The organism is Kitasatospora arboriphila (genome assembly GCF_039528095.1).
GTDB classification, from domain to species: Bacteria; Actinomycetota; Actinomycetes; order Streptomycetales; family Streptomycetaceae; genus Kitasatospora; species Kitasatospora arboriphila.
Map to the genome: position 1 here is coordinate 1 of NZ_BAAALD010000096.1, position 21567 is coordinate 21567.

The window sequence follows — 21567 nt, forward strand, 5'->3', positions numbered from 1 at the left end:
TCCGCCCCCCCGCCGGGCGGCCCTGGCCTGTCCGGCGGACCGGCCGAGGGCGCCGGCGAGTTGGGCGCGTTCCCGCTCGGCGCGGCGGCGGGCCGCGGCCGATTCGTCCTGGGCCAGGGAGAGTTCGCGGCGGCGTTCGGCGGCGGCCGCCAGTTCCTCCGTCAACTGTGCGCAGCGGACGTCGAGTTCGTCGATCCGACGGGCCGCCTCGGCGACCTGGGCCTGGGTCTCCAGCAGGCTGGGCGCACCGGCGGCGCCGCCCTGGGCCCAGGCGGCGGCGAGCAGGTCGCCGTCGGCGGTGACGGCGGTGAGCCCGGGGTGCAGGGCGGTCAGCTCGCCGGCGGCGGCGAGGTCGGCGACGACGGCCGTCCGGGCGAGCAGGGTGTCGACGGCGGCGCGCAGCCCGGCGGGGGCGTCCACCAGGTCGGCCGCCCAGTGGGCGCCGTCGGGGAGTTCGGGCCGAGCGGGCCGTTCGGCGCCGGTCGGGCGGGGGGCGTCGGCGAGGAGCAGCGCGGCGCGGCCGGCGTCCTGCTTGCGCAGCAGCCGCAGTGCCTCGGCGGCGGTGTCCGGTCCGTCGACGGCGACGGCCTCGGCGGCGGCGCCGAGCGCGGCGGCGAGCGCGGTCTCGTGGCCGGGGTGGACGGTGAGCAGTTCGGCGGCGGAGCCGAGCACGCCGGCCGGGCGGTCGGCGGCGGTGAGCAGCGCGCCGCTGCCGTCCTTGCGGCGCAGGCCCAGGGAGAGCGCCTCGTGACGGGCGGTCAGCCCGGCCCGTTCGCGTTCGGCGGCCGCGGCGGCGTCCCGGGCGGCGGCGAGGGCGTGTTCGGCCTCCTGCAGGTCGGCGCGGGCCTGCTCGTGGGCGCGTTCGTGGTCGTCGTCGGCGGCGGCGAGGCCGTCGGTCTCCTCCTGGAGCTCCCGGTACTCCTGCTGGGCGGTCCCGGCGCGCTGCGCGGCCTCGGCGGCGGCCTCGGTGAGCCGGCCGATCTCGGCCTCGGCGGCGGCGGCCCGCGAGCGGGCGGCGGCGGCCTGGCCCTGCAGCCGGGCGAGGCCCTCGCGGCGGTCGGCGATGGCACGGGCCGCGCTCTTCAGCCGGGTCTCCTCGGCGGCGAGGGAGCGTTCGAGTTCGCCGCGGGTCTCGACGGTCTCGGCGAGGGCGTACTGCGCCTCCTCCAGGGCCTCGGCGAGGGCGGCCTCCTCCTCGCGGACCCGGACGGCCTCGGCGAGGAGTTCCTCGGGGTCGCGGCCGCGTCGTTCCTCGCCCTCGACGCCGGTGCGGGCGTGCCGGACCTTCGCCTCGGCGAGTCCGACGGTGCCGCGGATGCGCTCGGCGAGCGCGGAGAGCCGGTACCAGGTCTGCCGGACGGCCTCCAGCCGTGGCCCGAGCTGCTCGACCTGCGCCTCCAGCACGGCCTCGCGCTGGACGGCGCCGGCGAGCTGCTGCTCGACGGTGGTGCGGCGGACCTTGAGGGCGAGTTCGTCGGCGATCTCGGCCTCGACGGCGCGGCGCAGGCCGAGCAGGTCGTCGGCGAGCAGGCGCAGCCGGGCGTCGCGCAGTTCGGCCTGGATGCCGGCGGCGCGGCGGGCGATCCGGGCCTGCCGGCCGAGCGGGCCGAGCTGGCGGCGCAGTTCGGCGACGAGGTCCTGGACGCGGTTGAGGTTGCCCTGCATCGCGTCGAGCTTCCGCAGCGCCTTCTCCTTGCGCTTGCGGTGCTTGAGGACGCCGGCGGCCTCCTCGATGAAGGCGCGGCGGCCCATCGGGTCGGCCTGCAGGACGGAGTCCAGCCGGCCCTGGCCGACGATGACGTGCATCTCGCGGCCGATGCCGGAGTCGGAGAGCAGCTCCTGGATGTCGAGCAGCCGGCAGACCGTCCCGTTGAGCGCGTACTCGCTGCCGCCGTTGCGGAACATCGTCCGGGTGATGGTGACTTCGGAGTAGTCGATGGGCAGCGCGCCGTCGGTGTTGTCGATGGTGAGGCTGACCTCGGCGCGGCCCAGCGGGGCGCGACCGCCGGCGCCGGCGAAGATGACGTCCTCCATCTTGCCGCCGCGCAGCGATTTGGCGCCCTGTTCGCCCATCACCCAGGAGAGGGCGTCGACGACGTTGGACTTCCCGGATCCGTTCGGGCCGACCACGCAGGTGATGCCGGGTTCGAACCGCAGGGTCGTGGCCGAGGCGAACGACTTGAACCCGCGCAGCGTCAGACTCTTCAGGTGCACCCGTCCGACCTCCTCGCCAGCGTTCGGCGCTGTGCTGGCGACTGTATCCGGCCGTGGGCGGGAGACGGCGTCAGGAGGCGGTTTGGGTGCGACGCGGCATGGGCAGCATTCGCGCGGGGAGGGCTCCGGACACGACGAAGGGACGCCACACCGGACGTCCCTTGCAGGCTGCGATCCCTTTCGGGAAGCTCAGCGCACCGACGGCGTCGATCGATCGGATCGTGGAAGGATCAGGTGAGCGCAGGCTCCCGGTGATCCATGTCGATGCTGGTGAGCAGCGAGTGCTCGTCGGCGACAGCGGCGAGAGCGTCGTTCTCCGTCCGGAGCCGGAGAAGTTCGGCCTCCAGATCGTGAACGCGCTGCTGCAGCCGTCGCATCTCGGAGAGCATTCGCGGGTCGGGGCCGCCGACGTACCCGAGAAGCGCCTTTGCCATGATGTATGGTCCTCCACGCTGAGTGACCGAACCGTTTTGCGGTACTGGTCTAGGGGGAAGGGGTGCGCACGCCTCGTCCACCCGAACGTGCTGGCTGGGCACTCCAGGGCAAGCGCAGTGAGCTGGGCACACGACGGCTCGACCCTGCCGGGTAAACGCGGACTGGTGCGCGGGCTTCCAGCGTCTCACCAAAGACGGTACGGGTCAACACGATCACCGCACGCTACCGCGCCCCTCTCACCTGCATGGCGGGTAGGTCACACCACGGGGTAGGGCGGGCCACCTGGGCCGGTGGATCACTGCTGGTGCGGAGTCAACCACGAGTCTGCCCGATTGGCAACCGGATGACACCGGCAGTTGCCGGAGGGTCTCTCCAGCCCTCCGGCAACTGCGGTGTGCTAGCGGATCGCGAATCCGTCGTACCCGTCCCCGGTCGCGGTCCAGATCTCGGTGACCCCGCTGACCTGGCCCGGAGTGTCCGGGCCGCGCAGCAGGACGAGGAGTTCCTCGCAGTCGGCGTGCAGTCCTTCGGCCACGACCTGCACCCGGCCGTCGCCGAGGTTCACGGCGTACCCGGTCAGGCCGATCTCCAGGGCGCGGGCCCTGGTCCACCACCGGAATCCGACCTCCTGGACCCGGCCGCGGACCCAGGCGGTGACCCGGACCGGCCGGACACCGTCGTGCCCCAGCGTGTGATGGCCGTAACTGTCGTGACCGTGCATGCCACGACCATAGTGCGACCCCGGACGGTCGGTGCGAAGTGGTTTCACCGCACCCGCACGGCACCTCCGCGACCCTGCGAAGCCCTTCGCGAGTCCCTCGGACGGGTGGCCGGCACGCGGCGGGCCGGATTCACCCGCCCGGCCGCGCGCCGGCGGCGGGGCGCACGGACCGGCGGTTCAGAAGCCGCCGCCGAAGTCCCCGCCCCCGCCGCCGCCGAAGTCCCCTCCGCCGCCCCCGTCGAAGCCGCCGAAGTCGTTCTGGTCGAAGTCGGCGCCGGAGTACTCGCCGCCCTCCGGGCCGCCCTGGTAGCCGTCGGCGGCCCAGGCGCTGCCCGGCGAGGCCAGCACCGAACCGAGCACGGTGCCGGCGACCAGCCCGGGCAGCATGCCCGAGCCGAAGTAACCGCCGGCCCAGGGGCTGTACGCGGGCCCGGCGTTCCAGTACGGCTCGCGGCCGTGCTCGGTGGGCACCGTGCGGACGTCCGGGTCCAGGCCCGAACGCAGCCGGGCGGCGTCCTGCGCGCAGACCGGGACGCTGCGCGGCGCCCCGCCGGCCGGCGCCCAGTCGGCGTCCTCCGCGGACGGGCCGTGCCGCGGGTCGAAGAAGCAAGGAGGACGGCGCTCCGGCAGCGGCCGCTTCTCGCGGCGGGCGGCGAGCACGGCCAGCGAGAACCGGCCGTCCTCCAGCGCCTCGGTCACCGGCCGGACGTCCTCCGGCCCGGTGGCCGCGTCCATCCGCTGCTTCGCCTGCTCGTAGGCGTCCAGCGCCCGGGTGTAGTCGGTGCGCTGCTCGTCGTCGGCGTCGGCCGCCCGCGGGTCGAAGTCCAGCCGGTCGAGCTCCTCGCCGAAGGCGGTGATGTCCTCGTCGACGACCGTCCGCAGCTGCGCGAGCTGGGCCCGGCGCTGCTCCTCCTTGCGGCGCCTGGCCCGCCGGAAGAGCAGCAGCACGCCGCCGCCGGCCAGGGCCAGCAGCACCAGCGGGACCACGATCGCGGCGGTGCTCACCCCGCCGGAGGCCACGCCGTGCCCACGGGTCTGCGGGGCGGCCTGGTCGACGAAGTCGTTGAGGGCGCCGTTGATGTCGTTCGGGTGGGCCCGGAAGGCGGCGCCGGCGATCCGGTCCGCGGAGGCCGGCGGCAGGGCCTGGCGGTCCGAGAACGCCTTGAACTGCTCACCGCGCCAGATCGCGTACACCCCGACGACGCCCACCTCGGTGCGCAGGTCGCGGGCGACGGTGGCCGCGGGGTACTGGTCGTTCGCCGGGACCACCGCGACGAAGATCGGCTTGTCGGTGTCGGCGATCTTCTTGGTCAGGTCGGCGGCCTGGGCCTCGGAGAAACGGCCGGTCATCGACGGGTCGACGTAGACCTTGCCCTGCTTGAGGGTCGCCGCGGCGTCGGGCACGCCGGCCGCGGACGCCGCCGGCGCGAGGAGCAGCAGCACGCCGGTCAGCAGCGCGGTCAGCGCGACCGCCGGGCGGTGCAGGAGGGTTCTCATGCCTCCGACGCTACCGCTCGGGCGCGCCCTCCCCCTCCTGCGGTCGCACGTCGGGCGCCCCGATCTGCGCCCCCGGTCTGATCCCTCCCCCGCCGACCGGCCGGAAGACCCCCCGGCGGTGCCGGACGCCGCCGCGGACGGGGCATAGTGGTGCCTGCCAGTCCGCTCATGATCGGAGCCCCCGTGTTCATCGGCCTCGTCACCGCCGTCGCGGCATCCGCCTGCTACGGCACCGGCTCCGTCCTGCAGGCGCTCGGCGCCCGGCGCTCGGCGCGCGAGGAGGCCGCCCGGTCCGAGGGCGGGGTGTCGCTGACCGAGCACGGCGGCCCGAGCCTGTCCTCGACCGCGAAGGCCGCCGTGACGTGGGAGTTCATCCTCGGCACGGTGCTGGACTTCGTCGGGTTCGGGCTGGGTGCGCTGGCCGCACGGCTGCTGCCGCTGTTCCTCTCCCAGACGATCATCAGCGCCAACCTGGTCATCACCGCGCTGCTCAGCGTCAGACTGCTCGGGCTGCGGCTCAAGCAGTTGGAGTGGCTGTCGATCGGCGTGCTGTGCGGGGCCCTGGTGATGCTGGCCGTGGCGGCCGGGCCGGAGGGCGACCACGTGGTCGCGCGGGCGGTGCACTGGTGGCTGCTGGCGGTGACGGTGGTGCTGATCGCCGGCGGCAGCCTGCTGGTGCGGCGCCTCGGACGCAGCGGGGCGATCGTGGCGGGCCTGCTGTCGGGCCTCGGCTTCGGCGCGCTGGGCATCGGCGTGCGGATCCTGGACGGCGTCGACCCGTTCGACCTGGTCGCGCTGGTGTCGGACCCGGCGCTGTACACCATCCTGGTCGGCGGCCTCGGCGGGATGTACCTGCACACCGTGGCCCTGCAGGTCGGCTCGGTGAACGGGGCGACCGCCGCGCTGGTGGTCGGCGAGACGGTGCTGCCGGGCGCGGTCGGGGTGATCTGGCTGGGCGACTCCTCGCGGGACGGCCTGGGCTGGCTGGCCGCGATCGGCTTCGTCCTGGCGGTGGTCAGCGCCGTCGGCGTCGCCTGGTTCGGCGAGGACGAGGGCGCCCTCCACGGCGTCGAACCCCACCAGCCCGAACTCGCCGACCGCTGAAGACCCGCCCCGGGGCAGCACCTCAGGGGCAGCACCTCAGGGGCGCGTGGGGGTCTGCCGTACGCCTATCGCTGTCGTGGCACCGGCTGGCAGCGGGGGCAGAAGTAGCTGGAGCGGTTCATCCAGGCCGCCCGGCGGATCGGCGTCCCGCAGCGGTGGCAGGGTTCGCCCTCGCGCCCGTAGGCGTCGAGGTCGCGGGCGAAGTAGCCGCTCTCCCCGTTCACGTTCACGTAGAGGCTGTCGAAGGTGGTGCCGCCGACGGCGAGCGCCGCGTTCATCACGTCCCGGGCGTGGCCGAGGAGTTCGGCGGCGCGGGGGCGGGTGATGCCGGTGGTGGGCCGGTCGTAGTGCAGCTTGGCGCGCCAGAGCGACTCGTCGGCGTAGATGTTGCCGACGCCGCTGATCAGGGTCTGGTCGAGCAGGGCGCGCTTCACGGTCGTCCGGCGGGCCCGCAGGGCGGTGACGAAGGCGGCGTCGTCGAAGCGTCCGTCGAGCGGGTCGCGGGCGATGTGGGCGAGCGAGACGGGGGTGGCCTCCGGGTCGTCGTCCTCGGCCTCCTCGACGGCGAGGCCGCCGAAGGTCCGCTGGTCGACGAAGCGCAGTTCGCGGCCTCCGTCGGTGAAGCGGAACCGCACCCGCAGGTGGGTCTCGTCGGGGGCGTCCGGGTCCTGGACGAGCAGTTGCCCGCTCATGCCGAGGTGGCCGACCATCGAGTGGCCGGTGCCGGGGAGCGGCACCCAGAGGTACTTGCCGCGGCGGTGGGCCTCGCCGAAGGTGGTGCCGACGAGGCGGGCGGCGAAGTCCTCGCCGCCCGCGGTGTGCCGGCGGACCGAGCGCGGGTGCAGGACCTGCACCTCGGCGACGGTGCGGCCGGCCGTCCAGCGGGCCAGGCCGCGGCGGACGACCTCGACCTCGGGGAGCTCGGGCATGCGGGCCGCCTCAGCCGGTGGTGTCGGGCGCGCTCTCGGCGTACTTGGCCTTGATGGCGCGCCAGGCGCTCTCGGCGGCCTTCTGCTCGGCCTCCTTCTTCGAGCGGCCGCTGCCGTGCCCGAAGTCCTGGCCGGCGACGCGGGCGGCGGCGTCGAAGGTCTTCTCGTGGTCGGGTCCGGACTCGGACACCACGTACTCGGGCACGCCGATGCCGACGGCGGCGGTGAGTTCCTGGAGGCTGGTCTTCCAGTCCAGGCCGGCGCCGAGCTGCGAGGACTCCTCGATCAGCGGGTCGAACAGCCGGTGGACGAACTCGGTGGCGGCGTCCAGGCCGCGGTCGAGGTAGACCGCACCGATCACGGCTTCGACGGTGTCGGCGAGGATCGACGACTTGTCGCGGCCGCCGGTGCCCTCCTCGCCCTTGCCGAGGCGGATGAAGGTGCCGAGTTCGAGGCCGCGGCCGACCTCGGCGAGCGCGCGGGAGTTCACCACCGCGGCGCGGAGTTTGGCGAGCGTGCCCTCGGCGACCTCCGGGTGGAGGCGGTAGAGGGTGTCGGTCACCACCAGGCCCAGCACCGAGTCGCCGAGGAACTCGAGGCGCTCGTTGGTGGGCAGCCCGCCGTTCTCGTACGCGTACGAGCGGTGGGTGAGGGCGCGTACCAGAAGGGCGCGCTCGAGCTCGTACCCGAGGCGCCCTTCCAGGACGTCGTATTCGGTCGAGGCCGGCCCGCCGCCCTTGCCCCCGTTCGAAGGGCCCGGCTTGCGGGAGGAGTTGCCGTCCGACATCGATCCGTGCACCCCGCCGATCAGACCGAGAGGACCTGGCGACGGTTGTACGTGCCGCAGCTCGGGCACGCGATGTGCGCCAGCTTCGGCTCGTGGCAGCGGTCGCACGCGACGAGCGCGGGCGCGACGGCCTTCCAGTTGGACCGGCGGTGGCGCGTGTTGCTGCGCGACATCTTCCGCTTCGGAACAGCCACGGCTACTTCTCCTGGTTCTCGGCGAGACCCTCACGGGTGTCGCTGTTCTTGTTCTCGTCACCCTCGTCGCCGGGGGCGGCGGAGAGTCCCTGCAGAGCCGCCCACCGGGGGTCGACGGCGTCGTGGTGGTGGGCCGGGTCGTCGCTCAGGCGTGCCCCGCACTCGGAGCAGAGGCCCAGGCAGTCGTCCTGGCACACCGGCTGCAGCGGCAGTGCGAGCACCACCGCGTCACGCAGCACCGGCTGGAGGTCGAAGAAATCGCCCTCCAGTCGGTAAGTCTCGTCCTCGGAGTCCTCGTCGAGGTCCTCCGCCCCGGCCGTCCGGGCGCGGTGGCGCTCGTCGGACTCCGGGTAGTAGTAGAGCTCCTGGAAGTCGACCTCCAGGTCGTCGTCCATCGGCTCCAGGCAGCGCACGCACTCGCCCTCGACGTGCGCCTCGGCGGTGCCGGTGACCAGCACGCCCTCGACGACCGACTCCAGGCGGAGCTCCAGCGAGATCTCGCTCTTCTCCGGGACCCCGATGACCTCCGCGACGCCCAGGCCCTGCGGGGCCTCCAGGGTCCGCGACACCGTGCGCATCGAGCCGGGGCGACGACCGAGTTCGTGCGTGTCGAACACGAGTGGGTCGCGGTGGTCGAGGCGGTTCAAGGTGTCCTGACTTCCTGGGGCGGTACGCATCCCTGCGTTCCGCGGATCCTTCTGCGGTGATGTGCGTGACCGGTGTGCGGGCACGCGACGGGGCCGGTGCGAACAGGCCGGAGTGGTCAGACTACCGGAGACTCGGGCCAGGCCCAAAGTCGGTGCCCGACCCTCCGCCCTCAGCGGCCGCCGAGCTCCCGCAGTTTGGTCATGTCGATCATGCTGGTGTCGAAGAAGCTCGTCTCGTCCAGACCGGCCTGCTGCTGGTGCGGCAGCGGGGCCTGCGGCTGCTGCTGGTAGCCGTACTGGTTGCCGTACGGGTCGGTCTGGTAGCCCTGCTGCTGGTAGTAGCCGTCCGCCACGCCCTCCTGGCCCTGGTAGGCCACGGCGGGCTGCTGATAGCCGTACTGGTTGCCGTACGGGTCGGCCTGGCCGCCCGCGGAGGGGTCGTAGCCGCCGCCGTACACGTCGGCGTACTGCGGGGCGCCCTGGTTGCCGTACGGGTCCTCGCCCGGGTTCTGCCAGCCGGCCGCGGCGGGCGTCTGGTCGGGCCAGGCCTGCTGCTGCGGCACCTCCTCGCGGTACCAGGGCTGCTCCTCGCCCTCGGTCGCGAAGCCGGCGGCGACCGCCTCGGCGCGGTCCTTCTGCTGCTGGGCCTCGTCGGCGGCGGCCAGGTAGGCGCCGAGCTCGTCGATGGGCTGCTTGCCGAGGAGCTTGTCGCGGCCCTTGCCGACCGCCTGCAGGGTGGCGCCGAGCACCGCCTCCAAGGTGGCGAGCTTGGCGTCGACGTACTCGTCGGCCTCCGGGCTGGGGCTGACCCGCGGCTGGAACTCCTCGCCGTCCTCGCCCGTCCCGTCCTCGGGCTCGTACACGCCCGCGCCGCGCAGCTTCTGCCGGCCGCGGCCGACCGCGCCGAGCGTCTTGGTCAGCACGACCTCGAAGTTGGCGAGCTTGGAGTCGACGTAGTCGTCGGCCTCGGCGCGCTTGGCCTCCACCTCGGCGCGGGCCTCGGCGAGGATCCGGTCCGCCTCCGCCCGGGCGCGCATCACGACCTCGGTGTCGGAGATGAGCGAGCCGCGCTCGTCGTGCGCCCCGCGGATGATCTCCTCCGCCTGGGAGTGGGCGTCCGCGACCATCTGCTGGTGGTCGGCGACCACCGACTGGGCCTGCGCGAGCTCGGCGGGCAGCGCGGCCTTCAGGTCACGGAGCATGCCGACCAGGTCGGCCCGGTTCACCACGCACGACGCCGACATCGGCATGGCGCGGGCGTTCTCCACCGACGCGACGATCTCGTCCAGTTGCTGCTGCACGTCCACGGGCGCTTCTGTCTTTCCGTGTGCCGCCGGGGATCCTGGCGGAGGCAGGCCCCGAAGCGCGAACGGCACCGCGGGGCAGGACTACAGACTGTACGGCCACTGGGGGCGCGGCTCACAACATCCGGCACGGCCGGGCGTTCCGGCCGCGCCGGGAGGCTGTGACGGTTCGCCAGGATTATCCGTTTCGACCGGTTACGTCCCGACAGCGGGCCTCCCGGCCGGGGCGGTCCGGCCCCGGCCGGGACACGACCGCCCCCGCCGTCAGCCGCGGCGCTCGGCGATCCGGTCGACCAGCCGGCGGTGCACCGCCTCGGGCAGCAGGTGCGAGACGTCGCCGCCGAGCGAGGCCACCTCCTTGACCAGGGTCGAGGAGAGGAAGCTGTACGTCGGCGAGGTCGGCACGAAGAGCGTCTCGACACCGCTGAGGCCGTGGTTCATCTGGGCCATCTGCAGCTCGTAGTCGAAGTCGCTGACCGCGCGCAGGCCCTTGATGATGGCCGGGATGCCGCGCTCCTTGCAGAAGTCGACCAGCAGGCCGTTGTGCGACTCGACCTTCACGTTGCCGAGCTTGGCGGTGGTCTCCTCGATGAGCCCGATGCGCTCCTCGATGGTGAACATGCCCTGCTTGTTCTTGTTGATCAGGACGGCGACATGGACGACGTCGTAGAGCCGGGAGGCCCGCTCGATGATGTCGAGGTGTCCGTTGGTGATGGGGTCGAAGGACCCCGGACAGACGGCGCGGCGCATGTCGTGTGCTCCCTTGTGGGGTAACCGGTGCTACGAGTGTCGATCGGCCTCGTCGGCGGCGCGACCGTACCAGAGGGTGCCCTCGCCGTACCTGCGCGAGCGCAGCGCTTCGAAGCCCTCCGGCCAGCCGAACTCGCCGCCGCGGGTGCTGCGTTCCACGGTGACCAGAACGTCCTCCGCGATCCAGCCCCCGGCACGGAGTGTGATCAGCATCTCGCGCACCTCGTCGTCCGTCACCGAGTACGGCGGGTCCATGAACACCAGGTCGTAGGGGACCGCCGGGGCGGGCCCGGCGATCACCCGCTCGGCCCGGTCGGCGCGCACCTCGGCACCCGGCAGGCCGAGGGTGCGCACGTTCTCCCGGATCACCCGGGCCGCGCTCGCGTCCGACTCCACCAGCAGCGCGTGCTCCGCCCCCCGGGAGAGCGCCTCCAGGCCGACCGCGCCGGACCCGCCGAACAGGTCGAGCATCCGCGCCCCGTGCACGGTGCCGCGCAGCGCCTCCAGCGTGGAGAACATCGCCTCCCGCGCCTTGTCGGAGGTGGGTCGGGTGGTCCGGCCGGGCGGTACGGCCAGCCGGCGGCCGCCGGCGGTGCCGGCGATGACGCGGGTCATGGGGTGCGCGGTCCTCTCTCGTGCCTGTCGCTGCGGAGCCCCGTCGGCGGACCGGCGGGGCTCCCCCATTCAAGCGCGCCGCGCGGCCCCGTGCGTCACTCGGCGGGCGCGGCCGACCCCAGCAGCGCCGGCGAGGCGAACCGCGACCAGGACAGGCAGCCGTCCGGCGGGCAGTGCTCGGGGCGGCGCGGGTCGTGGCCGAGCTCGCGGAGCTTGGTGCGGACGGAGTCCGGCGTGCGGCCGTAGCGGGCGGCGATCCGGGCGATCGTCTCGCCGGCGTGGAAGCGGCGGACGAGCTCCTCCTCGTGCTGCGGCACCCAGGGGGCGCCGTGGCCCGGGTACAGCTCGCGCAGCACGTCGCGGTCGGGGATCGGCTCGGCGACGTCGGCGACGATCGCGAGGGCGCGCAGCGCCCGGTTGAGCGCGATCCGCAGGCTCGCGACGTCCTCGACCGGCAGCCGGAGCCGGCCGGAAGCGAACGGGGTGGCCGCCGCCCCCTCGCGCCAGCCGTTCAGGGTGAGGGTGACCTCGCGGTCGTCCTCGCTCGCGAGCTCGATCCGGAAGACCTTGTCGCCGAGCGGCAGCTCGTTGAGATGACGGAATGCCATGGAGACCCCCAAGTGTCGTGCCGGGCAAGCATGTTGGGAGTGCGCCCGAACAACACCATTCTCCCTCCGGGCACTGACAGTCGCCGGGGCTCCGGGCCCGTCCGTCAGCCCTTCTCCAGGTACTCGGCGCGGTCCTCGTCGAGCAGGCTCTCCAGGGCGGTGCGCAGGTCGGCGTGGTCGGCGAGGTCCGGATCGGCGGCGACCAGGCGGGTGGCCTCCTCGCGGGCGGTGGCGATGACGTCCTCGTCGACCAGCACGCTCAGCACCTTGAGCGAGGACTTCACGCCCGACTGCGCCTGGCCGAGCACGTCGCCCTCGCGGCGCTGCTCCAGGTCGATCCGGGACAGCTCGAAGCCGTCCAGGGTGCCGGCCACCGCGTCCAGCCGGCCGCGGGCCGGGCTCGCCGCCGGCATGTCGGTGACCAGCAGGCAGAGGCCGGCCGCACTGCCGCGCCCGACCCGGCCGCGCAGCTGGTGCAGCTGGGAGACGCCGAAGCGGTCGGCGTCCATGATGACCATCACGGTGGAGTTGGGGACGTTGACGCCGACCTCGATGACGGTGGTGGCGACGAGCACGTCCACCTGCCCGGCCGCGAACCGCTTCATGACGTCGTCCTTGGCCTCCGGCGCCAGCCGGCCGTGCAGGATCTCGATCCGCAGCCCGGCGAGCGGCCCCTTCGCGAGCATCTCGGCCGTCTCGACCACGGACAGCGGCGGCCGCCGGTCGTCGCTCGCGGCGCCGACGTCCTCCAGGTCCTCCTCCGCGGACTTCCGCTTCTTCCGGGGCTCCTCGGGCTCGTCGCCGATCCGCGGGCAGACCACGTACGCCTGGTGGCCCTTGCCGACCTCCTCGCGCACCCGCTCCCAGGTGCGGGCGAGGAAGTTGGGCTTCTCGACGGCGGGCACCACGTGGCTGGAGATCGGCGAGCGGCCGGCCGGCAGCTGGTCGAGGACGGAGGTCTCCAGGTCGCCGAAGACGGTCATGGCGACGGTGCGCGGGATCGGCGTCGCCGTCATCACCAGCAGGTGCGCCGGCCGTTCGCCCTTGGCGCGCAGCGCGTCGCGCTGCTCGACGCCGAAGCGGTGCTGCTCGTCGACGACGACCAGGCCGAGGTCCTGGAACTGCACCTTGTCCTCGATCAGGGCGTGCGTGCCGACGGTGATGCCGGCGTCGCCGCTGGCCATGTCGAGCATCGCCTGGCGGCGGGCGGGCACGCCCATGGAGCCGGTGAGCAGCACCACCTTGGTGCCGAGCTCGGAGCCGCCGAGCATGCCGCCCTCGGCGAGGTCGCCCATCATCTCCACGATCGAGCGGTGGTGCTGCTGGGCGAGCACCTCGGTGGGGGCGAGCATGACGGCCTGGCCGCCCGCGTCGACCACGCCGAGCATGGCGCGCAGCGCGACGAGGGTCTTGCCGGAGCCGACCTCGCCCTGCAGCAGCCGGTGCATCGGGTGCTCGCTCGCGACGTCGTCGAAGATCTCGGCGCAGACCTTCTGCTGACCGTCGGTCAGCCGGAAGGGCAGCCGGGCGTCGAAGGCGTCGAGCAGGCCGTCGGGGCGGCGGTGCCGGGCGGTGGCGGGCAGGGCGGAGTCGGCGGCGCGGCGGCGGGCCAGCGCGACCTGGAGGACGAAGGCCTCGTCCCAGCGCAGCCGGTCCTGGGCGCGTTCGCGGTCGGCCTGGGTGCGCGGCCGGTGGATCAGTTCGAGGGCCTCGGGCAGCGGGATCAGCCCGTGCGCGGCGCGCAGCTCGGCGGGCAGCGGTTCGCCGACGTCCGCGAGGTGCTTGTCCAGGGCGATCTCGACGCACTTGACCAGCTTCCAGCTGGGCATCTGGGCGCTGGCCGGGTAGACCGGGATGAGCCGGCCGGCGAAGGCGCTCGCGGCGCCGGTGTCGGCGTCCTCGTCGAGCAGCTGGTAGTCGGGCGAGGCGAGCTGCCGGGTGCGGTTGAAGAGGCCGACCTTGCCGGCGAACAGGCCCTGCGCGCCGGGGCGGAGCTCCTTCTGCCGCCAGCCCTGGTTGAAGAAGACGAGGGTGAGCCGGCTGCGCCCGTCGGTGACGATCACCTCCAGCCGGTCGCCCTTGCGGCCGCGGAACGGGATCAGGGTGACCTTCTCGATCCGGGCGAGGACGGTGGCGTGCTCGTCCACCTCCAGCTCGTCGAGGCTGGTGAGCTGGCCGCGCTCGACGTACCGGCGCGGGTAGTGGTGCAGCAGGTCGCCGACCGTGCGCAGCTTGAGGGAGTCGGCGAGGACCTTGGCGGTGCGGTCGCCGACCAGCTTGGTCAGTGGTTCATCGAGAGCGCCCATCACGCCCTATTGGACACCACGGCGACGACAGCGCGGGCGCGCGCGGCCTCACTCCACGCCGATGAGCAGCAGCTCGGACTCCTGGCCGCCGTGGTAGACGACCGTGTCGACCTCGGGGCGCTGCCGCCGGGCGTGGGCGACGAGGTCCTCGGCGAGGTGCCCGGGGGCGTCCGCGCCGAGCACCAGGGTGACGAGTTCGCCGCCGGCGGCGAGCATCCGGTCGAGCAGGGTGGCGGCGGTCTCAGCGGCGTCGGTGCCGATGACGGCGACGTCGCCGTCGATCAGGCCGAGCACGTCGCCGGCCTGGCAGACGCCCGCCATCGTCCAGGACTCCCCCTCGGCGACGGCGAGTTCGGCGTGCCGGGTGGCGCCGGCCGCGGAGGTCATGGCGACCACGTCCTCGTCGAAGCGGCGGCCGGCGTCGTGGACGGCGAGGGCGGCGAGCCCCTGGACGGGCGAGCGGGTGGGCAGCACGGCGATCCGCACGCCCTCCTCGCGGAGCTGGTCGGCGGCGGCCCCGGCGGCGGCGCGCAGTTCGGGGTCGTTGAGCAGCACGATCACCTCGCGGGCGGCGCAGCGCCGGACGGCGTCGGCGAGTTCGGCGCTGACCGGCGGGCGGTCCGGGTCGGCGTGCAGCACGGCCGAGCCGGCCTGCTCGCAGAGCTCGGCGAGGCCGTGGCCGCTGACCACGCTGAGCACCGCGCGGGCGGGGGCGGAGGGCTCGGGGCGGCTGCCAGCGCCGGCGCGGGCCGCGGCCTCGGCGAAGTGGGTGATCCGGATCCGGTAGGGCCGGCCGGCCTCGACGCCGGCCACGAGGGCGGCGCCGGTGTCGTCGACGTGCACGTGGACGTTCCACAGGCCGTCGCCGCCGCCGACCACCAGGGAGTCGCCGAGGGCGGCGAGCCGGGTGCGCAGGGCGGGCATCGCGTCCTCCTCGGCCTCCAGCAGATAGATGACCTCGAAGGCGGGGTGGCCGGGCAGCCGGGCGTGGCCCTCGCAGTCGTCGTGGTGGGCGGGGAGCGGCCGGACGGTCTCGTGGCGCAGCGCCATCGGGCCCATCGGGGTGTGGCCGAGGACGGTGTCGGCGAGCGCCCCGAGGACGGCGACCAGGCCGCGGCCGCCGGCGTCGACCACGCCGGCCTCGGCGAGGACGTCGAGCTGCTCGGGGGTGTGCTGGAGGGCGGCGCGGGCGGCGCTGCAGGCGGTGCGCGCGGTGTCGGCGAGGCTGCCGTCCTCGGCGGCGGCCGCGCGGGCGGCCTCGGCGGCGACGGTGAGCAGGGTGCCCTCGACCGGGTCGGCGACGGCCAGGTAGGCGGCCTCGGCGGCGCGCGGCAGGGCGCGGCGCAGGGCGGGGGCGTCGCCGCCGTCGGCCAGGCCCTCGGCGAGGCCGCGCAGCCACTGGGCGAGGATCACTCCGGAGTTCCCGCGGGCGACTCGACGGTCAGGTAGAGGTTGGTGCCGGTGTCGCCGTCGGGGACGGGGTAGACGTTGAGCGCGTCGATCTCCTCCCGGGCCTGGCCGAGGGCGGTCAGCGCCAGCCGGCACCAGGTGCGGACGGCCGTGGCGTCGAGCGTGTCCAGCACCAGGTCTCCTCCGGGTGAACGCCACGGGAACGCCCGCCGGCGCGGGGGCTGCCGGAGGCGGTGGCGGTGGGGCGATGCTGGCAGGTTATCGGGGCCGGGCGGGGGCGTCGCGGCCGGGAGCGTCCGGGCCCGCGCGCCGCCCGGGCACGATCACCGGCGCCGACATGGTAGTTTCGTAGCTCGGGAGCAGGCGTTGTATGCTCTCCCGGTTGCCCGGAACAACCCGGGCTCACCCCTTGATCCGATTCGCCCCACGTGCGTGGTGTCGGTGGGTTCAGCCGGGGTTTTCGAACGTACCTGATCTGAAGTCTTGGAGTGACTCCTGTGGCTGCCAACTGCGACGTCTGCGGCAAGGGGCCGGGCTTCGGCAACAGCATCTCCCACTCGCACCGCCGTACCCCCCGTCGTTGGAACCCCAACATTCAGACGGTGCGCGCTGTGATTGGGCGGACGCCGAAGCGGCTCAACGTCTGCACCTCGTGCATCAAGGCCGGTAAGGTCTCGCGCTGACGCGCAGACCGGTACGCCGGTCCTCCGGACAGCCGATCCACCCTCGGGTGGGTCGGCTTTCCTGCGTTCCCCGCCGGTCCTGCCGTGCCGGTTCCGCACCGCCGCGGGCCGTCGGCCCGGGGGGCGGCTCCGCGGGGGCCGGCGCCGGCCCCCGCGGGGGTGCGGCGGTCAGCCGCGGGTGCGCCAGCCGTGGTCGACCGGGCCGATCCCGGCTCCCAGGGCGAAGCCGGCGGCGATCGCCCCGGTGACGTACTCCTTGGCGGCGCCGACGGCCTCCGGCACGGTGCTGCCCTTGGCGAGTTCGGCGGCGATCGCGCTGGCCAGGGTGCAGCCGGTGCCGTGGGTGTGCCGGTTGTCGTAGCGCGCCGCCCGGTACCAGTGGCGCTCCCCGTCGGCGCCGGCCAGCAGGTCGACGGCCTCGCCGGCCAGGTGGCCGCCCTTGACCAGCGCCCAGCGCGGGCCGAGCGCGAGGACCGCCTCGGCGGCGGCGGGCAGGTCCTTCTCGTCCTCGACGACCACCCCGGTGAGCTGCGCCACCTCGTGCAGGTTGGGGGTGGCGACCGTCGCGACCGGCAGCAGCCGCTCGCGGACGGTGGCGACCGCCTCGGCGGCGAGCAGGGCGTCGCCGTGCTTGGACACCCCGACCGGGTCGACCACGACGGGCGCGCCGACGCCGGCCAGCAGTTCGGAGACGGTCTCGACCAGTTCGACCGAGGCCAGCATGCCGGTCTTCACCGCCTGCACGCCGATGTCGTCGACCACGCTGCGGAACTGCGCCCGGACGGCCTCCGCCGGCAGCTCCCAGTAGCCCTGGACGCCGAGCGAGTTCTGCGCGGTCACCGCGGTGATCACGCTCATCCCGTGCACGCCGAGCGCGAGCATCGCCTTGAGGTCGGCCTGGATGCCGGCACCCCCGCCGCTGTCCGAACCGGCCACCGTGAGCACACGGGGCGGAGCGGCGGAGCCGGCGGCGGACACGGAGGACTGTTCAGTCGGAGCCATGCCCGACAACCTACCGGGGAGGCCTCAGAGCACGGCCTCCGACTCCAGCCAGCGGTACTCCGGGACCGTCTTGAGCTCCCGCACCCCGTCGGCGATCGGCAGCAGCTCGACCTCGGTGCCGCGCAGGGCCGTGAAGTGCCCGAAGGCACCCTTGTGGACGGCCTCGACGGCGTGCCAGCCGAACCGCGTGGCGAGCACCCGGTCGCGGGCGGTCGGGCAGCCGCCGCGCTGGGTGTGCCCGAGGATCACCGGCCGGGCCTCGGTGCCGAGGATGCCCTCCAGCTCGCGGGCGAGCTTGTTGCCGATGCCGCCGAAGGTCTGGTGGCCGTACTGGTCGAGGCCGCCGTGGTCGAAGAGCAGCGTGCCCGGCATCGGCCGGGCGCCCTCCGCGACGGCGATGATGGCGAACTTCTTGCCGCGCCGGAAGCGTTCCTCGACCAGCCGTGCCACGGCCTCGATGTCGAACGGCTTCTCCGGGATCAGGATGCCGTGCGCCCCGCCGGCCATGCCCGCGGTCAGGGTGATCCACCCGGTGTGCCGTCCCATCAGCTCCACCACCATCACCCGCTGGTGCGACTCGGCGGTGGTCTTCAGCCGGTCGATCGCCTCGGTGGCGACGTGCACGGCGGTGTCGAAGCCGAAGGTGACGTCGGTGGCGTCGATGTCGTTGTCGATGGTCTTGGGCACGCCGACCACGGGCAGCCCGGCGTCGCTGAACATCCCGGCGGCGGTCAGCGTGCCCTCGCCGCCGATGGCGATCAGGGCGTCGATGCCGAGGTCGGCGGCGAGCGCGCGGCACTCCAGGACGGCCTGCTCGATGCGGTCCCGCCGCACCCGGGCGGAGCCGAGCACGGTGCCGCCGAGGGTGAGCAGACCGGTGACGTCGTCGTGCGACACCGTCCGGGCCCGGCCCTCGATCAGACCGAGGAAGCCGTCCTCGATGCCGACGATCTCGTCCCCGTGCACGTCGGTGCCGCGGTGGACGATGGAACGGATGACCGCGTTGAGGCCGGGGCAGTCGCCGCCGCTGGTGAGGACGCCGATACGCATGGTCGCCTGGTCTCCCTGGGGCGGGCGGCCCCGAGTCGTGGCGGTCCGGGGCCGGTCGGCACCGGGCGGCCGGGCCGGACGGGTCGGCCGCCCCGGCACCACGGCAAGACTACGCGCTGCTACCGTCCCGGCGGCCCCACCGCGCCCGGCCCCGGCTCACCCGTTCGGGGTCACTCGGCGGCGAAGTGGTCCCAGCCGCCGACCCGCTCCCAGGGCGCCCCGTCGACGGTGACCCGGCCGCCGCGGCCCGGCCGCGCGGTGCGCACGACCTCGCCGACCACCCGCCACCGGGCGGGCAGCTGCACGCTCTTGGGGAAGGTCGCCACGATGGCGTGGTCCTCGCCGCCGGAGAGCACCCACAGCAGCGGGTCCACGCCGACCGCCTGCCCGATGTCGGCCATCTGCGCGGGGACGTCGAAGTCGGCGGCCCGCAGGTCGATGTCCACCCCGCTGGCCGCGGCGACGTGCCCGAGGTCGGCGACCAGGCCGTCGCTGACGTCGACCATCGAGGTGGCGCCGAGGTCCGCGGCGGCCGGGCCGGCGTGGTACGGCGGCTCGGGACGGCGGTGCGCCTCGACGAAGGCCCTCGGCGAGCGGAAGCCCCGCTGGAGGACCGTCAGCCCGGCCGCGGACCAGCCCAGCCAGCCGGTGACGGCGACCACGTCGCCCACCTGGGCGCCGGAGCGCAGCACCGGGCGGCGGCCCTGCAGGTCGCCGAGGGCGGTGATGGCGAGGGTGACGGCGTCGCCGCGCACCACGTCGCCGCCGACGACGGCGGCGCCGGCCACCTTGCACTCGTCGCGCAGCCCGTCCATCAGCTCGGTGGCCCAGGTCGCGGGCAGGTCGGCCGGGGCGACGAAGCCCAGCAGGATCGCGGTCGGCACGGCGCCCATCGCGGCCACGTCCGCGAGGTTCTGCGCGGCGGACTTGCGGCCCACGTCGTAGGCGGTGGACCAGTCCCGGCGGAAGTGCCGGCCCTCGATCAGCACGTCGGTGGTGGCCACCACCCGGCCGTCGGGGGCCTTCACCACGGCCGCGTCGTCACCGGGGCCGAGGTCGACGGCCGGTGTCGGCTCGAGCCGGGCGGTGAGCTCCCTGATGAGTCCGAACTCGCCGAGCTCGCCCACGGTCCCCTGCATCTGCCGTCCTCTCAACTCAACCGGCGCGGTCCTCGCGCGCCCCCGCGCGCAGCGTACGCCCTCGACCCCCGCAGAAGTCTCCCCTCCCAGGGGAGGGGCGCGGTAGCGTGGTGATCGGACTGACGGCCAGCCCACCACCCAGCCGCCTGGAGGTCTCCCGTGGTACAGGCGTACATCCTGATCCAGACCGAAGTGGGCAAGGCCACCGCGGTCGCCGAGTCCATCGCCAAGATCCAAGGCGTCGTCCAGGCCGAGGACGTCACCGGCCCGTACGACGTGATCGTGCGCGCCGAGGCCGAGTCCATCGACGACCTGGGCCGCCTGGTGGTCGCCCAGGTGCAGCAGATCGAGGGCATCACGCGCACGCTGACCTGTCCGGTGGTCCGCCTGTAGGCGCGGATACCATCGGCGGGTGGCTTCCTCCCGTCCGTTCGCGTCGCTCCCCACCCCCGTCCGCTGGCTCGCCCCGCCCGCGGCGCTGCTGGGGTGCGTGCTGCTGCTCGTCGGCAACGGCGGCGGTGACGAGGTCGCGCCGCCGGTGCCGTCCGCCGCGGTGGCGCGGTACTGCGAGGCGCTGGACCGAGCACTGCCGCAGTCCGTCCAGGGCCACGACCGCAGGGACCCGTCACCCGCCTCGCCGTACACCGCCGCCTGGGCGAGTTCGCCGCGGACGGTGCTGCGCTGCGGCATCGAGCGGCCCGCGTACCTCGACGACGACCCGCTGAAGAACTCCCCCGAGATCAACGGGGTGCAGTGGGGCTTCGCCGAGGACGGCGACGGCGGGTACCGCTTCGTGACCACGCTGCGCAAGGCGTACGTCGAGGTGCTGGTGCCCAAGGGCGCCTTCCCGAACTACGCCGACCCGATCCCGGCGATCTCCGACGCGGTGAAGACGGCCGTTCCCGAGGGCCTCTGAGAAAGCCCCGACGGGCAACCCCGAAGGGGCGCGGGGAACTGCGCGGTTCCCCACGCCCCCGAGTGGTCGCCCCGGGGCCGCCCGGCGATTACCGCAGGCCGGTGGAGCGGCGCAGGGCCGCCTGCAGCAGACGGTCGATCAGCTCCGGGTAGGGCATCCCGGTGGCCTCCCACATCTTCGGGTAGGCGGAGATCGGGGTGAAGCCGGGCATGGTGTTGATCTCGTTGACCATCCACCGGCCGTCGTTCAGCAGGAAGAAGTCGACCCGGGCGAGGCCCTCGCAGCCGAGCGCCTCGAAGGCCGCGACGGCCTGGCGGCGGATCTCGGCGGTCTCCTCGGCGGTGAGCTTCGCCGGGATCTCGACCTCGGAGGAGTCGATGTACTTGGCCTCGAAGTCGTAGAACTCGAAGTCGCCGCCGACCAGGACCTCGGCGGGCAGGCTGGCGCGCGGCCCGTCCTCGAACTCCAGGACGGCGCACTCGATCTCGCGGCCCTCGACGCCCCGCTCCACGATGATCTTGGGGTCGTGGCGGCGGGCCTCCTCGATCGCCGCGTCCAGGTCGGCGAGGTCCTTGACCTTGCTGATGCCCATGGACGAGCCGGCCCGGCAGGGCTTCACGAACAGCGGCAGGCCGAGCGCGGCGATCCGCTCGCGGGCGGCGGCGCGGCCCTCCTCGGTCTCCCAGTCGCGCGGGCGGACGACCGTCCAGTCGCCGACGCCGATGCCGTGCGAGTCGAGGATGCGCTTGGTGAACTCCTTGTCCATGCCGGCCGCGCTGGCCAGCACGCCGGAGCCGACGTACGGCACCCCGGAGAGCTCCAGCATGCCCTGGATGGTGCCGTCCTCGCCCCAGGGGCCGTGCAGCAGCGGCAGGACGACGTCGACCTCGCCGAGCACCTTGGGGGCGCTGCCGGGCTCGCTGAGGACGACCTCGCGGTTGCCCGGCGCGGCCGGCAGCGAGACCTGGCCCTCGGCGGACTCGGCGACCTGGTCGACGTCGGGCAGCTTGCCGTCGGTGATGGCCATCCGGGACGGCTCGTCGCCGACCAGCGCCCAGCGGCCCTCGTGGGTGATGCCGATGGGCAGCACCTCGTACTTGCTCCGGTCGATCGCGCGCAGCACGCTCGCGGCCGTGACGACCGAGACGCCGTGCTCGGAGCTGCGGCCACCGAAGACGATCGCGACCCGGGGCTTGCCCCCGGGCTGGTTCGGGGAGGTCTGTTCGATGCTCATATCGGACGTGAGACTACCGTGC

21 protein-coding genes and 1 pseudogene are annotated in these 21567 nt (G+C 74.0%); 4 read left to right on the forward strand and 18 right to left on the reverse strand.

Annotated elements, in window-relative coordinates:
* The 4 genes from ABD353_RS32505 to ABD353_RS32520 form a co-directional block, all read right to left on the reverse strand.
* Positions 1-2214, reverse strand: a 2214-nt coding sequence (locus ABD353_RS32505; protein ID WP_344627280.1) for a chromosome segregation SMC family protein, incomplete at its 3' end; no start/stop codon positions are given.
* Positions 2215-2444: 230 nt separating this feature from the next.
* Positions 2445-2648, reverse strand: a complete 204-nt coding sequence (locus ABD353_RS32510; RefSeq protein ID WP_344627281.1) for a hypothetical protein — start codon at positions 2646-2648, stop codon at positions 2445-2447.
* Positions 2649-3046: 398 nt separating this feature from the next.
* Positions 3047-3370: an acylphosphatase gene (locus tag ABD353_RS32515; protein ID WP_263103514.1), complete on the reverse strand. Its 324-nt coding sequence runs from the start codon at positions 3368-3370 to the stop codon at positions 3047-3049.
* Positions 3371-3547: 177 nt separating this feature from the next.
* Positions 3548-4867 (reverse strand): hypothetical protein, encoded by a 1320-nt coding sequence (locus tag ABD353_RS32520; RefSeq protein WP_344627282.1) that lies wholly within the window; start codon positions 4865-4867, stop codon positions 3548-3550.
* 183 nt (positions 4868-5050) lie between these two features.
* Here ABD353_RS32520 and ABD353_RS32525 point away from each other — a divergent pair, with 183 nt between their 5' ends.
* Positions 5051-5971 carry a hypothetical protein gene (locus ABD353_RS32525; protein WP_344627302.1) on the forward strand — a complete coding sequence of 307 codons (921 nt, stop codon included), beginning with the start codon at positions 5051-5053 and terminating at the stop codon, positions 5969-5971.
* Between the two features lie 65 nt (positions 5972-6036).
* Here ABD353_RS32525 and mutM read toward each other — a convergent pair whose 3' ends face one another.
* The 10 genes and pseudogenes from mutM to ABD353_RS32575 all read right to left on the reverse strand — a co-directional run bounded on the left by mutM (position 6037) and on the right by ABD353_RS32575 (position 15694).
* Complete coding sequence (gene mutM / locus ABD353_RS32530; RefSeq protein ID WP_344627283.1) at positions 6037-6900, reverse strand: bifunctional DNA-formamidopyrimidine glycosylase/DNA-(apurinic or apyrimidinic site) lyase; 864 nt, start codon at positions 6898-6900, stop codon at positions 6037-6039.
* A 10-nt stretch (positions 6901-6910) separates the two neighbouring features.
* Positions 6911-7687 carry a ribonuclease III gene (gene rnc / locus ABD353_RS32535; RefSeq protein WP_344627303.1) on the reverse strand — a complete coding sequence of 259 codons (777 nt, stop codon included), beginning with the start codon at positions 7685-7687 and terminating at the stop codon, positions 6911-6913.
* Positions 7688-7707: 20 nt separating this feature from the next.
* Entirely contained in the window at positions 7708-7881 is a 174-nt protein-coding gene (gene rpmF / locus ABD353_RS32540; protein WP_030275709.1) for a 50S ribosomal protein L32, read from the reverse strand.
* Positions 7882-7883: 2 nt separating this feature from the next.
* Positions 7884-8558 carry a YceD family protein gene (locus ABD353_RS32545; RefSeq protein ID WP_344627284.1) on the reverse strand — a complete coding sequence of 225 codons (675 nt, stop codon included), beginning with the start codon at positions 8556-8558 and terminating at the stop codon, positions 7884-7886.
* 140 nt (positions 8559-8698) lie between these two features.
* Positions 8699-9835, reverse strand: coding sequence for a F0F1 ATP synthase subunit B (locus ABD353_RS32550; RefSeq protein ID WP_344627285.1), 1137 nt, complete (start codon positions 9833-9835; stop codon positions 8699-8701).
* A gap of 261 nt (positions 9836-10096) precedes the next feature.
* Positions 10097-10582 (reverse strand): pantetheine-phosphate adenylyltransferase, encoded by a 486-nt coding sequence (gene coaD, locus ABD353_RS32555; protein WP_344627286.1) that lies wholly within the window; start codon positions 10580-10582, stop codon positions 10097-10099.
* Positions 10583-10612: 30 nt separating this feature from the next.
* Positions 10613-11197 carry a 16S rRNA (guanine(966)-N(2))-methyltransferase RsmD gene (gene rsmD / locus ABD353_RS32560; RefSeq protein WP_344627287.1) on the reverse strand — a complete coding sequence of 195 codons (585 nt, stop codon included), beginning with the start codon at positions 11195-11197 and terminating at the stop codon, positions 10613-10615.
* 95 nt (positions 11198-11292) lie between these two features.
* On the reverse strand, positions 11293-11805 hold the full coding sequence (locus tag ABD353_RS32565; protein WP_344627288.1) for a hypothetical protein: 513 nt from the start codon (positions 11803-11805) through the stop codon (positions 11293-11295).
* 104 nt (positions 11806-11909) lie between these two features.
* A complete protein-coding gene (gene recG, locus ABD353_RS32570; protein ID WP_344627289.1) occupies positions 11910-14111 on the reverse strand; it encodes an ATP-dependent DNA helicase RecG in 2202 nt (733 codons plus the stop codon).
* A 48-nt stretch (positions 14112-14159) separates the two neighbouring features.
* Positions 14160-15694: pseudogene (locus ABD353_RS32575) on the reverse strand (DAK2 domain-containing protein).
* A gap of 324 nt (positions 15695-16018) precedes the next feature.
* Here ABD353_RS32575 and rpmB point away from each other — a divergent pair.
* On the forward strand, positions 16019-16204 hold the full coding sequence (gene rpmB, locus ABD353_RS32580; protein WP_014138233.1) for a 50S ribosomal protein L28: 186 nt from the start codon (positions 16019-16021) through the stop codon (positions 16202-16204).
* Between the two features lie 168 nt (positions 16205-16372).
* On the opposite strand, the gene thiD is transcribed toward rpmB, so the two are convergent.
* The 3 genes from thiD to ABD353_RS32595 all read right to left on the reverse strand — a co-directional run bounded on the left by thiD (position 16373) and on the right by ABD353_RS32595 (position 19395).
* Complete coding sequence (thiD, locus tag ABD353_RS32585) at positions 16373-17206, reverse strand: bifunctional hydroxymethylpyrimidine kinase/phosphomethylpyrimidine kinase (protein WP_344627290.1); 834 nt, start codon at positions 17204-17206, stop codon at positions 16373-16375.
* Positions 17207-17230: 24 nt separating this feature from the next.
* Positions 17231-18256, reverse strand: coding sequence for an ATP-dependent 6-phosphofructokinase (locus ABD353_RS32590; RefSeq protein WP_344627291.1), 1026 nt, complete (start codon positions 18254-18256; stop codon positions 17231-17233).
* Between the two features lie 170 nt (positions 18257-18426).
* The gene (locus ABD353_RS32595) at positions 18427-19395 is read right to left on the reverse strand and encodes a thiamine-phosphate kinase (RefSeq protein ID WP_030275719.1); all 969 of its coding nucleotides are present in this window, start codon (positions 19393-19395) and stop codon (positions 18427-18429) included.
* Positions 19396-19554: 159 nt separating this feature from the next.
* Here ABD353_RS32595 and ABD353_RS32600 point away from each other — a divergent pair, with 159 nt between their 5' ends.
* Both ABD353_RS32600 and ABD353_RS32605 read left to right on the forward strand, forming a co-directional pair.
* Positions 19555-19788: an Lrp/AsnC family transcriptional regulator gene (locus tag ABD353_RS32600; RefSeq protein WP_344627292.1), complete on the forward strand. Its 234-nt coding sequence runs from the start codon at positions 19555-19557 to the stop codon at positions 19786-19788.
* A gap of 19 nt (positions 19789-19807) precedes the next feature.
* Positions 19808-20311: a DUF3515 domain-containing protein gene (locus ABD353_RS32605; RefSeq protein ID WP_344627293.1), complete on the forward strand. Its 504-nt coding sequence runs from the start codon at positions 19808-19810 to the stop codon at positions 20309-20311.
* 88 nt (positions 20312-20399) lie between these two features.
* Here ABD353_RS32605 and ABD353_RS32610 read toward each other — a convergent pair whose 3' ends face one another.
* Positions 20400-21545: a D-alanine--D-alanine ligase family protein gene (locus tag ABD353_RS32610; protein WP_344627294.1), complete on the reverse strand. Its 1146-nt coding sequence runs from the start codon at positions 21543-21545 to the stop codon at positions 20400-20402.
* Between the last annotated feature and the right edge of the window lie 22 nt (positions 21546-21567).

What these genes read in the sequence shown, in the direction of transcription:
- ABD353_RS32510 (WP_344627281.1), bottom strand. Translation starts at nt 2,648, where the DNA reads ATGGCAAAGGCGCTTCTCGGGTACGTCGGCGGCCCCGACCCGCGAATG.
- ABD353_RS32515 (WP_263103514.1), bottom strand. Translation starts at nt 3,370, where the DNA reads ATGCACGGTCACGACAGTTACGGCCATCACACGCTGGGGCACGACGGT.
- ABD353_RS32520 (WP_344627282.1), bottom strand. Translation starts at nt 4,867, where the DNA reads ATGAGAACCCTCCTGCACCGCCCGGCGGTCGCGCTGACCGCGCTGCTG.
- mutM (WP_344627283.1), bottom strand. Translation starts at nt 6,900, where the DNA reads ATGCCCGAGCTCCCCGAGGTCGAGGTCGTCCGCCGCGGCCTGGCCCGC.
- rnc (WP_344627303.1), bottom strand. Translation starts at nt 7,687, where the DNA reads ATGTCGGACGGCAACTCCTCCCGCAAGCCGGGCCCTTCGAACGGGGGC.
- ABD353_RS32545 (WP_344627284.1), bottom strand. Translation starts at nt 8,558, where the DNA reads ATGCGTACCGCCCCAGGAAGTCAGGACACCTTGAACCGCCTCGACCAC.
- coaD (WP_344627286.1), bottom strand. Translation starts at nt 10,582, where the DNA reads ATGCGCCGCGCCGTCTGTCCGGGGTCCTTCGACCCCATCACCAACGGA.
- rsmD (WP_344627287.1), bottom strand. Translation starts at nt 11,197, where the DNA reads ATGACCCGCGTCATCGCCGGCACCGCCGGCGGCCGCCGGCTGGCCGTA.
- ABD353_RS32565 (WP_344627288.1), bottom strand. Translation starts at nt 11,805, where the DNA reads ATGGCATTCCGTCATCTCAACGAGCTGCCGCTCGGCGACAAGGTCTTC.
- recG (WP_344627289.1), bottom strand. Translation starts at nt 14,111, where the DNA reads ATGGGCGCTCTCGATGAACCACTGACCAAGCTGGTCGGCGACCGCACC.
- thiD (WP_344627290.1), bottom strand. Translation starts at nt 17,206, where the DNA reads ATGGCTCCGACTGAACAGTCCTCCGTGTCCGCCGCCGGCTCCGCCGCT.
- ABD353_RS32590 (WP_344627291.1), bottom strand. Translation starts at nt 18,256, where the DNA reads ATGCGTATCGGCGTCCTCACCAGCGGCGGCGACTGCCCCGGCCTCAAC.
- ABD353_RS32595 (WP_030275719.1), bottom strand. Translation starts at nt 19,395, where the DNA reads ATGCAGGGGACCGTGGGCGAGCTCGGCGAGTTCGGACTCATCAGGGAG.
- ABD353_RS32610 (WP_344627294.1), bottom strand. Translation starts at nt 21,545, where the DNA reads ATGAGCATCGAACAGACCTCCCCGAACCAGCCCGGGGGCAAGCCCCGG.